Source organism: Martinezella sp. CNPSo 3959, from assembly GCF_057784355.1.
In genome coordinates, this window is sequence record NZ_JBXSOV010000006.1 from 205,431 (window position 1) to 219,957 (window position 14,527).

A 14,527-nucleotide genomic window follows, 5' to 3' on the forward strand; every position below is an offset into this window, starting at 1 on the left:
GGGCAGCAAGCATCGTTTCCGAACATCGCTGTTCGGATGGAAATCAATGAATGAAATTGCAAATTGGAAACCGATTATCCGGGCCACCGGATGATCGATGACTAGTCTAGTTCGATCTCATCGAACGGGTCTGACGATTGAATCATCTTCAGATCGCCGGGGAGCTTCGAGTGAAAACGCATAGGCCGGTCCTCGTGAATATCTATAAAACGGCCTGTCTGAATACCCCTCTCCACAGGAGTGTACCCACACGGACCGCCAACACAGGGACTTAAACGCATCAGAACGGAAAAGGTTCCAAAGAAAAAACCCGGCACGAAGGCCGGGTTTTTTGAAGCGATATTGGCGTGTGGCCTTATGCGGCTTCGTCCTGCGAATCGTCTTCTTCGACGACCTTGCCGCGCTTCGGTCCCTTGTTCAGGTTGGTTTCGACAAGGCGAACGGCTTCGGTTTCCGACATCTTGTTGACAGCCGCGATTTCGCGCGCCATGCGGTCAAGTGCTGCTTCATAAAGCTGACGTTCGGAATAGGACTGTTCCGGCTGATTCTCGGCGCGATAGAGATCGCGAACGACCTCTGCGATCGAGATCAGATCGCCGGAATTGATCTTGGCATCGTATTCCTGCGCGCGGCGCGACCACATGGTGCGCTTGACGCGGGCTTTGCCCTGCACGACCTTCAATGCACGCTCGACGAAATCGGTCTCGGAAAGTTTGCGCATGCCGATGCTCATGGCCTTGGCCACCGGAACCTTCAGGCGCATCTTGTCTTTCTCGAAGTCGATCACGAACAGCTCGAGCTTCATGCCTGCGACTTCCTGTTCTTCGATCGCAGTGATCGTGCCGACACCGTGGGCCGGATAAACGATCGCTTCACCAGTCTTGAAGCCATGGCGTGCTGCTGAAGGTTTTTTCTGCTGGGTCGTCATTCTTTTCAAAAACTCCCTGTTATGCGCCCCGTTAGGGCCGGGGTGCCGGGTCAGTCAGGCCCGGATGAGACGGACGTACCGTCGGGTCACTTCATCCTGGTCCAGCCAGACTTATGCAAACAGAAACCCACCCATCGCGATCAGGGACCCGACAACACAATACGTTGATATGTCAAGGAAACCGCGTACGGATTGGTGATTTGCTTTCGTGATGGTTTTGGGCACGCGAAATGCCGCTGTGGATCAGTGTGACGACCCTATCACAAAAATCTGAGGAAATCAATAATTTGCTGCACACGCGCCAAATTGGCCATGTTGACCAGCCTGTGGCCCAATGGCAGTGATTCGCTTTCTGCAATATCGGCTACACCTTTATCGAGGGCCTGTCACGGCCTTCGATCAGTCGCCCGTACCGGGATTGGCCGAGAAATACTTCTCGAATTTTCCCTGTTCGCCATCCATTTCCTTGGCTTCCGGCATCGGGTCACGCTTGACCGTGATGTTCGGCCAGATGGCAGCATATTCCGCATTGACCTTCAGCCACTTGTCGAGACCCGGTTCCGTATCGGGCTTGATCGCCTCGGCGGGACATTCCGGTTCGCAGACGCCGCAATCGATGCATTCGTCGGGATGGATGACGAGGAAGTTTTCGCCTTCGTAGAAGCAGTCTACAGGGCAGACTTCCACACAATCGGTATATTTGCAGCGGATGCAATTGTCGGTCACGACATATGTCATGAAGCACTCCAGGAATGTATCTAGCTTCCGCGGATGCGCAACCTGGAACGTCGCGCCCTTTCCACGGAGCCGAACGGGCAGACGAATGCATCATACGCAAACGCGCCGTCCGGCTGGTTACCGGCAGGTTGATGGTGAGGTATCGACTTTGTCAGCCAATTTCAAGGACAAACAATCGCAAAACCCCTCCGCAACAGGCAGAGTTTTCTAATCATCGTCGGAGGTGAGGCGATCGATCGCACGCCGATCCCTTTTTGTGGGCCTGCCGCTGCCGGGTGCCCGCAACGCCTGCTCGAATGGGGTGAGGCGTTTTGTCTCATCCGGCGGAGGCGTCAGATCTTCGTAAAGCAGCCTGGCTTCTTCGAAGGGACCTCTGCGCTCGCCGGCCGACCGCACGATCAACACTATGTCCCGCCGCTCCAGCGAGAGCTCGATGCGGTCACCAGCCTTGACGCCGAAACTCGGCTGCACGACCCGCTCGCCATTCACCCGGACGCTGCCGTTCTGCACATAGACCTGCGCCAATGAGCGGGATTTCACCATGCGGGCAAAGAACAGCCATTTGTCGATGCGCTGGCGCGAACCGGAAAATGGCTGTTTCTCGTCTGTCATGACCTATTTCTTCATCTGCTCCTTGAGGGCAGCGAGCTTGGCGAAAGGAGAATCCGGATCGATCGGCTTTTCCTTGCGCGGCGGCTTGGCTTCGAAGCGCAACGGCTGCGAGGCACCGCGATTGTTGCGATCATTCCGGTCGCCACGTTCCTGACGATCACCGCGTTCGCCGCGGTTGCCCTGATGCTGCGGACGGCCGCCCTCGCGATTGCCACGCGGACCCTTGTCATTGCCACGAGCCTCACGATTGTCGCGTCCATCGCGGCGATCACGACCGCCTTCGCGATTGCCTTCACCGGCTGCCTGCTCGCCACCACGACGATTGCCCTGCTGACCGCGCGCCTCGCCCTGCTGGCCGCGACGATCGCCATGGCCGCGGCCACCTTGCCGCTGCTGATGGTCGTTGCGGCCACCCAGACGCCAGAGCAGAACAGGCTTCGGTTCCGTCGGCTCTGCGGCGACTTCTGCAACGGCAACAGGCTCGGCAGCTACGGCAACTTCCGTCTCAGCAGGTGCCTCGGCGGGAGCGGTTGTTTCCGGCGAAACGGCTTCTACTTCCTTAGCCGGCTCGTCAGTCGCAGTGTCGGCGTCATCATGATCGGCTTTTTCGGCTGTGGCGTCCCCTGCCGGTGCGGCGGGCGCCGCAGCCGCATCCTGCTGAGCGAGGAAGGCCGTAGCCTCCTCCGCCTTCACCGCATCGGCACGATAGCCGAGACCCTTCAGAATTTCTTCCATGTCCTCGAGCGTCGCGCCGAGAATGGAGAGCATCGCGGTCGTCGTCGTGAAACGACGGCCATCATAAGCGCCGTCAGGGCGCGAAGCCTGGCCGGGCTTCCACTGCAGCAGCGGACGGATGAGGTCCGCCAGGCGCTCGAGGATGTCGATGCGCACCGCACGCTTGCCGAGGAACCGGAAGCCGGCAAGCTTGTAGAATGTGCGCTCATAGCCCGGATCGGTGACGACCGAGGTACGGCCAGCGGCCAGAACCGGGATCAGATCGCCATAGCCCGGTTTGTCCAGGCCATCGTTCTTCAGCGCCCAGAGGAGCGTGATGAGCTCGGCCGGAGCCGGCTTCAGCAGGGCGGGCACGAAAATATGGTACGCGCCGAAACGAACGCCGTAGCGGCGCATCGAGGCACGCCCGTCCTGATCCAGCGATTTCACTTCTTCCGTGACGTCACGGCGGAACAGAACGCCGAGATTCTCCACCAGCTGGAAAGCCAGCCCCTTGGCAAGGCCCTGCAGATCTTCGGCACGCTGGAGATCGTCCAGCGGCTTCAGGATCGTGCTGATATGATGGTTCACGAAACGCTCGATACGGGCGGCGACATGATCGCGCGCATTGCCGGTCAGCTGTTCGTCGGCCAGCAGGATGACGCGCGGACGCATGACATGATCGCTGCCTGACAGGCGCGCGACGGGGTCGCCGAGCCAGCGCACGAGGCCATCGGCACTGATCGCGAGATCGCCGTTGCCGGCCGCATGCAGACGTGCGGCACGTGCCTCGAACTCCAGCCCGAGCGCCTTCTGCGAGGCGGTCTGGACAGCCTTGGCATCCGGCCCCTCGGTCCCTGCGATAGGCGTGAACCGGAATCCGGTCAACTGTCCCACATGATGCCCCTCTACGAAGACATCTCCATTCACACTGATTTCAGCTTCCAGCATCGCATTCTCTCTCAGGCGCTTCATGAGCACAGATGTCCTGCGATCAACAAAGCGTTTCGTCAACCTCTCATGTAACGCGTCGGACAATCGATCTTCGATTTCCCGCGTCTTTTCTTGCCAGTGTGTCGGATCGGCAAGCCAGCCGGGCCGGTTCGACACATAGGTCCAAGTCCTTATCTGCGCGATTCGCGCCGAAAGCGTGTCGATCTCGCCATCCGTCCGATCGGCGCGATGCACCTGTTCGGCCAGGAAGTCCTCTTTCACCGTGCCATAGCGCACGAGATCAGAAAAGAGGGTGGCGATGAGATCAGCATGCTGGGCAGGCGTGATGCGCCGATAGTCGGGAAGCGCACAGGCCTCCCACAATTTCTCAACCCGAGCCGGGTTGCTGGCAAGATCGACTATCTCCAGATCGCGTGACAGATATTCCAATGCCTGCTGGTCTACCGCAGGCAGCGCCCGCGTCAAGCCCTGCACGCGAGGCGCGTCTTCCAAACTGCTACGCAACGCCGCGATCGAAGCGAAATCCAGTTCTTTGGTGCGCCATTGCAGCACCTTGACCATGTCGAATTCGTGTCCCTCGATCCGGCGCACGAGTTCGTCGTCGAAAGGATCGACCTGTCCCGTCACCCCGAAGGTGCCGTCCTTGAGATGGCGGCCGGCGCGACCTGCGATCTGACCGAGCTCGGCCGGATTGAGATTGCGGAATTGATAGCCGTCGAACTTGCGGTCCTGCGCAAAAGCGACGTGATCCACATCGAGGTTGAGCCCCATGCCGATCGCATCGGTCGCAACCAGATATTCGACATCGCCGGCCTGATAGAGAGCCACCTGCGCATTGCGGGTACGCGGGCTGAGCGCCCCGAGGACGACGGCAGCGCCACCGCGCTGGCGGCGGATAAGCTCAGCGATCGCATAAACCTCGTCGGCGGAAAAGGCGACGATGGCCGTGCGCTGCGGCAGCCGCGTGATCTTCTTCTGCCCGGCGTAGAAAAGATGCGATAGCCTCGGCCGTTCGAGGACGGTAATTCCAGGCAGAAGTTGTTCAAGGATCGGCCGCATCGTGCCGGCGCCGAGCAGCAGGGTTTCATCGCGGCCGCGCAGATGCAGAAGGCGGTCGGTAAAAATATGTCCGCGCTCCAGATCGCCGGCAAGCTGCACTTCATCGATCGCAACGAAGGAGGCGCGCGTCTGGCGCGGCATGGCCTCCACCGTGCAGACCGAATAGCGCGCATTGGGCGGCGATATCTTTTCCTCTCCGGTCACCAGCGCGACATTGTGCGCGCCGACCTTCTCGACGACGCGCGTATACACCTCACGGGCAAGCAGCCGCAGCGGCAGGCCGATCACGCCGCTGCCGTGTGCCACCATGCGCTCGATGGCATAATGGGTCTTGCCGGTATTGGTCGGTCCGAGCACTGCGGTCACGCCGCGTCCGCTCAGGATCATGGGCTGCGAAGTCTGAGTCATAGGTCCGTGCATAGGCGAGAAACAGCCGTCTTCCGATCAGCCAGTTCCTCCTGGAGGAAACGAACAGATGACGACCATATGTGACAAAGGCAAGACCCGAATGAAAAAACAGATGCGGCAACATTCGATTTCATATTTGAGCGCCTCAACCATAAGCTACATTTACGTTGCATCCCATGCGAGTCCGGGCGATTCCGGAACAGCTTGAGAACGAATCGGAGACGAATCGCTGACTCCGTCATGTTCCTTATTTGTTCACGACTACATATGGATTTCAATGAAGATTCCCACCAAATGCTGAATCTCGTTTACACGGCTTTCCGCAGGAAAAAGGAGTCAAGCGGAGAATCCTCAGCCAGAGAAATTTCGCGCCGCGCCATCGTTAACAATCTGTAAATAATAAAGTTTCGCATGAATCAGCGGACGACATCAACATCCAGGCCAAAGCCGGAACGAATCGGCGACGAATCGCAGATTCCAAGCAATTCTGTTTTTGTTCTCCACAATATCTAGCGTTTTCCCGGCAGGGACATACCGGACTCTGAATGGTTGAGATGCGAATCCGAGCCGAATCTGCGATTGCGGTTCGTCTTTTGACGAGCGCAGCTATAATGAATCGACAAATGCACGCAAAAGATGCAATCGTTAACACAACGATCAAAGCCCGGAACGAATCGGTGACGAATCGCGGATATCAGCGGGTATCGCATTTGTTCACGGCTACATGTTGTATTTCGCCGGAGCAGCATCGCGACATAGAGGTCAGCTTGAATGGCAATGCTGTTGCGGAGCTCGCTGCGAATTAACGAATCCGCCCACGGACACACCACCTGGACGATATTTGCCGGCGGCGCATCCTTGTATTCGGCATGTCGGCAAACGCTCGGCCGTTAACCAAAGTTCAAATGCAGAACGAATCGCCGACGAATCACGGACATCCGGTCTTTCCCGTTTCGTTCACCACAACCCATTGTATTTTAACGGTATTTTAACCATACAAATGAATTTGCTGCCGCGCCTGCAACCGTCACCCGATGCAATCTTTTTTAAGGGTTTGCTAAGCATCCCAACTGCTGCGCGCGTGCATTTTTATTTCTTAGCCGGAACAATTGTCGCGCATGCAAGTTTCTATGAGCAGAATTGAGGAATTCGTCCATTCACTGGAACAGTTTCGAGTGGGAAAGCTGGAAGGTTAACGCCATATCGAACAGCGATAACGGCGGGATATTCGAGCCGGACGGACATGGAGGAGACATATCATGCTTGGTACGGTATTGCTTGTCATACTGATTCTGCTGCTGGTTGGCGCACTTCCCAGCTGGGGTTACAGCCGGTCTTGGGGGTATGGCCCATCGGGTGGTCTCGGGCTTGTTCTCGTCATTGTCCTCATTCTGTTGTTAATGGGGCGCATCTGATCCGCCGACATTGTTCTAACCTCGCAACATCAGGGAGCTAACACCATGAAGAAGATTATCGTCGCGATCGCCCTCGTCGGCGCATTGGCGTCGTGCACGGCAACGGAAAAAGGTACGGCGATCGGCGCCGGTACCGGCGCGCTGATCGGTGGCGTCGCCACCCACAGCTGGGGCGGCGCCGCTGTCGGCGCGGTCGCTGGCGGCGTAGTCGGCAACCTCATCGGACGTTCGGAAGATCGTCGCGGCTACTGCATCTACCGCGACCGCTATGGTCACCGTTACGAGGCTCGCTGCCGCTAAGGCATTGCCTGACCGGTCGCCACCGGCGACCGGTCAGGATTCGCTCTCGGTACAAATTCAGGGAGCGGCAGTTCCCTCAACAAAATCTTCTTCCCGCGCCGTCGGTCACGGCGAGGCGGCAGTGTTTTGAGAAAGGAACGGCATCATGGCCGCAATCATCGCAAGCAGTGCAGCACTCGTGCTTACCGGCACCACTTTTTACGCGCTCGTAAGCGCGGCGAGAGCTCGAGACAGGGAGAAGCGGCAGGTCGCCCTTGAGGCCGTCATCCTGGAATTCAAGCCACGACATGGGCAGCAGGCCTCAACAAGAGGATGATTGCTGGCTGAGCTCAGTAATTCCGTTCGTAATGCGCTATACAGGCTGAAGCGGCTCGTCGCCTTGAACCGCTTCTTTTGTTACCCTTGCGCAGCTCCCAGCGGAAAACTGGCCGGCGCTTTTCCTGAATTGCCTAGACGAAGAGCTGGCCGCCATTGGCAGATATGGTCGATCCGGTAATGAAACCGGCATCGTCGCTGGCCAGGAAGACGGCGATGCGAGCGATTTCCTCGGGTTCGCCGAGGCGCCCCACGGGAATCTGCGGAACGATGCGCTCGTTCAGCACTTTCTCTGGAACCGCCAGCACCATCTCCGTGCCGATATAGCCGGGGCAAATCGCGTTGACCGTAATATTCTTGGCAGCACCTTCCTGCGCAAGAGCCTTGGTGAAGCCGAGATCGCCTGCCTTGGCCGCGGAGTAGTTCGCCTGCCCCATCTGCCCCTTCTGACCATTGATGGACGAGATATTGATGACGCGGCCGAAGCTGCGGTCGCGCATGCCCTGCCAGACGTGGTGCGTCATGTTGAAGAGGCCGGTAAGATTGGTATTGATGACCTCGTGCCATTGCTGCGGCGTCATCTTGTGGAACATGGCGTCGCGAGTGATGCCGGCATTGTTGACCAGAATGTCGACATGACCGAGATCATGCTCGATCTTGGCGATGCCCTTGCCGCAGGCCTCGTAGTCGGTGACATCCCACTTGTGAACGGAAATGCCGGTCACATCATGGAAGGCCCGGGCCTTCTCATCATTGCCGGCATAGGTTGCGGCCACCTTATAGCCCGCATTGTGCAGTGCCATCGAAATGGCAGCTCCGATGCCGCGCGTACCCCCGGTTACCAATGCCACTCTGCTCATGTGCCACTCCCCTTTTTTGTTGCAGAGGCGGGACGCCCGAAGGTCGGGTCGCCCGCTCGCTTTCACCACTTCTTCTGGAAATTCCCTTCAAGACGCCTTAGAGCATGATGCCGAAAAGTGTCATGCGGTTTTCGGGCGACATCATGCTCTATTTCTTTGATTCTAGAGCGCCTCGAAGCACATGGCGACACCCATGCCGCCGCCGATGCAAAGCGTGGCAAGTCCCTTGCGGGCACCGCGGCGCCTCATCTCGAACAGCAGCGTATTGAGGACGCGAGCACCCGAAGCACCGATCGGATGGCCGATGGCAATCGCGCCGCCATTGACATTGACGATCGACGTATCCCAGCCGAGATCCTTGTTGACGGCGCAGGCCTGGGCAGCAAACGCCTCATTGGCCTCAACGAGATCGAGGTCGTTGACGGACCAGCCGGCCTTTTCCAGCGCCTTGCGGGAGGCCGGTATCGGCCCCGTACCCATGATCTGCGGATCGACGCCGGCGGTTGCCCAGGAGACGATGCGAGCGAGCGGCTGGATTCCGCGGCGCGAGGCTTCCGCCTCGGTCATCAGCACGGCAGCGGCAGCACCGTCGTTGAGCCCGGAAGCGTTGCCGGCGGTGACGGAGCCCTCCTTGTCGAAGGCCGGACGCAGCTTCGCCATGGCCTCCATCGTCGCACCAAGGCGGATATATTCATCGGCATCGACCGTAACGTCGCCCTTGCGCGTCTGGATGGTGAAGGGAATGATCTCGCCCTTGAAGCGGCCGGCCTTCTGTGCGGCTTCCGCCTTGTTCTGCGAGGCAACGGCGAACTGATCCTGCTCTTCGCGCGACAGCTGCCACTGGCGGGCGATATTTTCGGCCGTGATGCCCATGTGGTAGCCGTAGAAGGCATCCGTCAGGCCGTCCTTGATCATGGTGTCGATCATCTTCATGTCACCCATCTTGGTGCCGGAGCGAAGATTAGCGGCATGTGGTGCCATCGACATGGATTCCTGGCCACCGGCAACGATGATCTTGGCGTCACCGGTTGCGATCTGCTGCAGGCCGAGCGCCACGGCACGCAGGCCCGAGCCGCACAGCTGGTTCACGCCCCATGCGGTCGCTTCCTGCGGAATGCCGGCCTTCATCGCGGCCTGGCGGGCCGGGTTCTGCCCTTCGCCGGCCTGAAGCACCTGTCCGAGGATCACTTCATCGACTTCCTTGGCTTCGACACCGGCGCGCTCCAGCGCACCCTTGATCGCGGCAGCGCCGAGTTCATGCGCCGGAACGGTCGCAAACGCGCCGTTGAACGAACCGACCGCAGTGCGGGCAGCGCTGGCGACAACGATGGATGAACTGCTCATGGAAGCCTCCTCACAGAATGAACACGTATATGAGGCGAAACTGTCAAAGCTTTGCTCCTGAGTCAAACAGCAAGAATTTTCATCGTACAGATTTCACGAAGCTGTCACCGCCTTCAAAAAATCCAATCAAAGGAAAGGCCTTGCCGCATCGCACAAACCGATTGTCACCAAGCTTCTTTTGCGTCTACACTCCGGAGTGGAGGAATATTCCATGCAATCAGACGGGGCCAGGAGACTGATAAATGGCAAAGAATGAGGGCCAGATCGTAATCAAGAAATACGCCAATCGCCGCTTATACAATACCGGCACCAGCACCTATGTGACGCTGGACGACCTGGCGGAGATGGTGAAGAAGGGCGAGGAATTCATCGTCCAGGACGCCAAGAGCGGTGATGATATTACGCATTCGGTCCTGACACAGATCATTTTCGAACAGGAATCGAAGACCGGCAATACGCTGCTGCCGATTTCCTTCCTCCGGCAGCTGATCGGCTATTATGGCGACCAGATGCAGATGGTCGTGCCGAGCTTCCTCGAGCACTCCATGCGTGCCTTCACCGAGCAGCAGACGCAGATGCGCGAACAGATCAATCGCGCATTCGGCGAGACGCCGCTCGGCAAGAACCTGCAACTGCCCATGCAGATGGTCGAGGAACAGGTCCGCCGCAATACCGAAATGTTCCAGCAGGCCATGCAGATGTTCTCGCCCTTCATGAAGCCGCCGGCCAAGGAAAGCCGCAAGGCCGAAGCCAAGGACATCGACGAATTGAAGGAACAGCTCCGCGCCATGCAGAGCAAGCTGGATAGTTTGTGAGATAAGACGGCACTGGAAAAGTGCCTGCGCGTTCATGGAGAGTTTTCACCCCCTCTGTCACTTCGTGACATCTCCCCCACAAGGGGGGAGATTGGTAATTCGCAGTACCTTCTCGCCACAAATCACAGGCGCATCTGCTGAAGCTGACCTATAAAGTTTATTCCAGGAAGAAGCGACATACTCCCAACGATCTCCCCCTTGTGGGGGAGATGTCCCGAAAGGGACAGAGGGGTATCAGCCGCACGGCACGCAAACAGCCGCCTCCCCCGCACAAACCCCAATCAAAACAGAAAAAGGCCGGCGAACCGCCAGCCCTTTCATTCATGCCATAAAGGCAGCGCTAGATTATGCGCTTTCCTTCGGCGTCAGAACCTGACGGCCGCGATACATGCCGGTCTTCAGGTCGATGTGGTGCGGACGACGCAGTTCGCCGGAGTTCTTGTCTTCGACGTAGGTCGAAGCCTTCAGGGCGTCAGCAGAGCGGCGCATACCGCGCTTGGACGGGCTCGTTTTTCTCTTCGGTACAGCCATTCTCGTTACTCCATGTACGGACGAAACATATCTACGGCCAGCAAGGCGGCCGAAACAGACATGCATCAATTTCGGAAATTGGGCGGGCTTATACATGGCTTACCGGGCTTTGACCAGTCCCTAATAGCATTTTTTGGCCGCCGCGCCAGATTCGCAGATATTCGAGACCGGATCAGTCCTCGTCCTCTGGCACGGTCCATGTTTCCTGCAATGCAGCTTCCTCCCATTTTTGCCAGGCAGGCAGCGCCTTCATGGCCGCCATATAGTCCCGCGTATCCGCCGCAACCGCGATGTCATACCGCTCCAGACGGCTGACGACGGGGGCAAACATGGCGTCCGCGCCGGAAAAATTGCCGAACAGGAAAGGCCCGCCAGAAAAGGCTCTCGCCTCGCGCCAGATGGCCTCGATACGCGCCACGTCCTCCATTACCCCATCGGGTAGATCGCGCCGGGCGACCGGACGGCGCATGTTCATTGGGCAGAAGTTGCGCAGGGCGTTGAAACCGGAAACCATTTCCATGCTGTAGGACCGCGCCAGCGCACGCGCCTGGCGATCTCTCGGCAAAAGCCCGGCATCCGGGAAAAGCTCAGCCGCATATTCGATGATGGCGAAGGATTCCCATACCTTGAAGCCGCCGTGAACCAGCATCGGCACCTTGCCCGTCGGCGACACCTCACGAATGCGCGGATTTCCACCTGGAAAATCGAAGGGTATCAGCACCTCTTCGAAGGGAATGCCGCACCCTTCAAGAGCAATCCACGGCCGAAACGACCAGGACGAATAGTTCTTATTGCCGATATAGAGGGTTAGCTTGCTCACGATCTTGTTCCCTTTTTAACGTCGGAATTCGAAGACGAAGAGTTCCTCGAAATGGTTCATGTCATGGAACGAGCAGAAGGCTGACGGCCGCAACTCAAGAAAGGGCACTTCGGCGCGAAGCGTATCGGCCACCTCATCCAGCATGACCTGCCAGCGCGGCAACGCCTCGTCGTCCAAGCGCTCGATGACATAAGCGAAAGTGATATGAAAAACATAAGTTTCGTGATCTGGATGGCGGTAGCCCAGAACATCCGCAAAGGCATCGCGCCAGTCGCGCATGGCCTTTCGATCCGTTTCGGTGGCGCCGGCAACCACCAGACCACTGGGGCGCGCCTTGACCACGGTCACCTCGAACGGATCGTGCCCGGAAAAGGTCTTCAGCCGTTCTGCCATGATCCCGGTCATCTCATCGATCGGCGTGTCAAGCGCGACATCCGCCGGCCAAAAGGGTTGGGCGCGGCGATATTCGATAATCCCCTGGAACAGGGTCATATGTAGGCTGGGCACTGGCGTGAAGGCAAATTGCTCAGCTTCCGGCATGTCGAGATATTTTTGCCGCGCCGCAACGATCGCGCTCTGCGTTATCGACCCCTCGAGCAGATGGCAGACGATGGTGTTGCCTGGTTCAGGCTGAAAGATACCGGAGCGGTCGTAGCGCCTGCCGAGATGGATTGGCGGTTCAGGATTCAGGCTCTTGGCGTATTTGAGCAGGTCGGGAGAGACGGTGGAGAAATCCATGCGCAGATCCGATCTTCGTTGGCAGACCATCCGCCCTTACGTCACGGTCAAGAATGCCAGATGACGACAAGCCGATCGAACGACAAGTTCTGATATCAGTCATAAAGGCATTTGATGTATGCGTCGGCATTGCGCGCGCGGCGCTGGATCAGCGAAGCGAGCTGGCTGAGCCCGCGTCCGGGCCTGCTCGCCACCCGGTCGATCGGGTTCGGGAGCGAAACGGCAAGGAGAGCCGCCTGACGTGCCGTGAGCTTAGAGGCCGGCACCTTGAAATGGTAGCGCGCCGCCGCCTCGATGCCGTAAATGCCCGGTCCCCATTCGGCAATATTGAGATAGATCTCCATCATCCGGCGTTTCGACCAGACGGTCGAGGCGGAAACCGCGAGCGGCAACTCCAGCGTCTTGCGTACGAAAGAGCGGCCGTTCCATAAAAACAGGTTCTTCACCGTCTGCATCGGGATCGTGCTGCCGCCGCGCGTGGACCTGCCGCGCAGCGTTTCCTGGACCAGCGCGCGCATTTCGCCCCAATCGACACCACCGTGAAAACAGAACTGCCCGTCTTCCGAGACCATGACGGATTTCACCAGCACCGGCGCAATTTTATCCAGCGGAACCCAGCGGCGGTCATATCCCTGAAGCGTAACGGCGTCGCCTACCATCAGGGTGGAAACGGGGTGAACGAACGGCAGCAGATAAAAGACGATGAAAAGGTAGGGCAGCAGGAGGACGCCAATCAATACGAGGATGACGCGCTGCCAAATTGGCCTTGCCTTGAAGCGCGCCAACGGGGAGGAGCGTTGCGGCACCTCGGCTTCCTCCTCCTCATTATCAGTCGATATGTCCAAATGCCTGACGTCCACGATCGCTCCATCCCGGTACAACCCCTTAATGCATCCGGGAAACGCTCTGATGCTGCATCCCGTCATACCGTCTACATAAAGCGATGACCAGAGTGCGGCGCAATTCCCACCCCGCCGTCGACGATTGTCATTGCCAGCAACGGCCTCTCATGCCAAACAGCGCCCATGGACAGCACCTATTCCTCATTCGAGAACCGCCTGAAGGACAATGCCGGCAGGATCGAAGCTCTGCTGAACCGGCTTCTCGCCGACGGCAGCCTGAATGATGAGATCGTCCGCCCCGACAGGCTGCTGAGGGCCATGCGCCATGGCGTCCTGAACGGCGGCAAGCGGCTGCGTCCCTTCCTGGTCATGGAATCGGCGGCGCTTCTCGGCGGCAATGCCGAGGCCGCACTGAGGGTCGGCGCAGCACTCGAATGCGTGCACTGCTATTCCCTCGTCCATGACGATCTTCCCGCCATGGACGACGACGACCTGCGCCGCGGCCAGCCGACCGTGCACATCGCCTTCGATTACGCCACGGCGATTCTGGCCGGCGACAGCCTGCTGACCTACGCCTTCGACATTATCGCCGCCCCCGAGACGGAGCTGCCGGCGGATCAAAAAATGGCGCTCGTGCTGGCACTGTCGCGCGCAGCCGGCATCGGCGGCATGGCCGGCGGCCAGGCGCTTGACCTCGCTGCCGAGAAGGAACCGCCCGACGAAAAGGGCATTACCACGCTGCAGGCGATGAAGACGGGAGCGCTGATCCGCTTTGCCTGCGAAGCCGGCGCCATCATCTCAGGTTCACCTGTCGAAGACCGCGAACGCCTCAGGACCTTCGGCGAAAAGATCGGCCTTGCCTTCCAGCTCGCTGACGATCTTCTCGACCTCACGGCCGATGCCGCCACCATGGGCAAGGCAACCGGCAAGGATGCCAGCCGCGGCAAGGGTACGCTTGTCGCCCTGCACGGCCAGGAATGGGCCGAAACGACGCTCGCGAAGCTGGTGAACGACGCTGCCGACCTGCTGTCCGGCTATGGCGACAAGGCGGATGTCCTGACGGAAACCGCCCGCTTCGTCGCAAACCGTAGAAGCTGATCCCTAAGCACCTTCATGGTGTTGCCCAAGGGTGAG

The 14,527-nt window shown here is 58.8% G+C and carries 14 protein-coding genes; 4 read left to right on the plus strand and 10 right to left on the minus strand.

Annotation, left to right across the window (positions count from 1 at the left end; genetic code table 11):
- Positions 1 to 355: 355 nt before the first annotated feature.
- From AC13RE_RS16030 to AC13RE_RS16045, 4 genes are all read right to left on the minus strand, one after another.
- Positions 356 to 928, minus strand: a complete 573-nt coding sequence (locus tag AC13RE_RS16030) for a CarD family transcriptional regulator (RefSeq protein WP_015341634.1) — start codon at positions 926 to 928, stop codon at positions 356 to 358.
- Positions 929 to 1,327: 399 nt separating this feature from the next.
- Positions 1,328 to 1,666 carry a ferredoxin FdxA gene (gene fdxA, locus AC13RE_RS16035; RefSeq protein ID WP_015341635.1) on the minus strand — a complete coding sequence of 113 codons (339 nt, stop codon included), beginning with the start codon at positions 1,664 to 1,666 and terminating at the stop codon, positions 1,328 to 1,330.
- Between the two features lie 207 nt (positions 1,667 to 1,873).
- Positions 1,874 to 2,278, minus strand: a complete 405-nt coding sequence (locus tag AC13RE_RS16040; RefSeq protein ID WP_132719864.1) for an RNA-binding S4 domain-containing protein — start codon at positions 2,276 to 2,278, stop codon at positions 1,874 to 1,876.
- Positions 2,279 to 2,281: 3 nt separating this feature from the next.
- The gene (locus tag AC13RE_RS16045; RefSeq protein ID WP_488563649.1) at positions 2,282 to 5,413 is read right to left on the minus strand and encodes a helicase-related protein; all 3,132 of its coding nucleotides are present in this window, start codon (positions 5,411 to 5,413) and stop codon (positions 2,282 to 2,284) included.
- Between the two features lie 1,259 nt (positions 5,414 to 6,672).
- Between AC13RE_RS16045 and AC13RE_RS16050 the strand changes: the two genes are divergently transcribed.
- Together AC13RE_RS16050 and AC13RE_RS16055 are read left to right on the plus strand one after the other, a co-directional pair.
- Entirely contained in the window at positions 6,673 to 6,828 is a 156-nt protein-coding gene (locus AC13RE_RS16050; protein WP_015341639.1) for a DUF3309 family protein, read from the plus strand.
- Positions 6,829 to 6,873: 45 nt separating this feature from the next.
- The gene (locus AC13RE_RS16055; RefSeq protein ID WP_112336180.1) at positions 6,874 to 7,128 is read left to right on the plus strand and encodes a YMGG-like glycine zipper-containing protein; all 255 of its coding nucleotides are present in this window, start codon (positions 6,874 to 6,876) and stop codon (positions 7,126 to 7,128) included.
- A gap of 449 nt (positions 7,129 to 7,577) precedes the next feature.
- On the opposite strand, the gene phbB is transcribed toward AC13RE_RS16055, so the two are convergent.
- Together phbB and AC13RE_RS16065 are read right to left on the minus strand one after the other, a co-directional pair.
- A complete protein-coding gene (phbB, locus tag AC13RE_RS16060; protein WP_488563650.1) occupies positions 7,578 to 8,303 on the minus strand; it encodes an acetoacetyl-CoA reductase in 726 nt (241 codons plus the stop codon).
- Positions 8,304 to 8,465: 162 nt separating this feature from the next.
- Positions 8,466 to 9,647, minus strand: coding sequence for an acetyl-CoA C-acetyltransferase (locus AC13RE_RS16065; RefSeq protein ID WP_488563651.1), 1,182 nt, complete (start codon positions 9,645 to 9,647; stop codon positions 8,466 to 8,468).
- 242 nt (positions 9,648 to 9,889) lie between these two features.
- On the opposite strand from AC13RE_RS16065, the gene phaR reads away from it, so the two are divergent.
- A complete protein-coding gene (phaR, locus tag AC13RE_RS16070; RefSeq protein WP_015341644.1) occupies positions 9,890 to 10,462 on the plus strand; it encodes a polyhydroxyalkanoate synthesis repressor PhaR in 573 nt (190 codons plus the stop codon).
- Between the two features lie 345 nt (positions 10,463 to 10,807).
- Here phaR and rpmF read toward each other — a convergent pair whose 3' ends face one another.
- The 4 genes from rpmF to mtgA form a co-directional block, all read right to left on the minus strand.
- Entirely contained in the window at positions 10,808 to 10,993 is a 186-nt protein-coding gene (rpmF, locus tag AC13RE_RS16075) for a 50S ribosomal protein L32 (RefSeq protein ID WP_006724402.1), read from the minus strand.
- 172 nt (positions 10,994 to 11,165) lie between these two features.
- Positions 11,166 to 11,813: a glutathione S-transferase family protein gene (locus AC13RE_RS16080; RefSeq protein WP_488563652.1), complete on the minus strand. Its 648-nt coding sequence runs from the start codon at positions 11,811 to 11,813 to the stop codon at positions 11,166 to 11,168.
- 15 nt (positions 11,814 to 11,828) lie between these two features.
- Entirely contained in the window at positions 11,829 to 12,551 is a 723-nt protein-coding gene (locus tag AC13RE_RS16085; RefSeq protein WP_488563653.1) for a DUF1868 domain-containing protein, read from the minus strand.
- Positions 12,552 to 12,646: 95 nt separating this feature from the next.
- Positions 12,647 to 13,477, minus strand: coding sequence for a monofunctional biosynthetic peptidoglycan transglycosylase (mtgA, locus tag AC13RE_RS16090; protein WP_488563654.1), 831 nt, complete (start codon positions 13,475 to 13,477; stop codon positions 12,647 to 12,649).
- A 99-nt stretch (positions 13,478 to 13,576) separates the two neighbouring features.
- Between mtgA and AC13RE_RS16095 the strand changes: the two genes are divergently transcribed.
- Positions 13,577 to 14,491 carry a polyprenyl synthetase family protein gene (locus AC13RE_RS16095; protein WP_488563655.1) on the plus strand — a complete coding sequence of 305 codons (915 nt, stop codon included), beginning with the start codon at positions 13,577 to 13,579 and terminating at the stop codon, positions 14,489 to 14,491.
- Positions 14,492 to 14,527 lie beyond the last annotated feature (36 nt).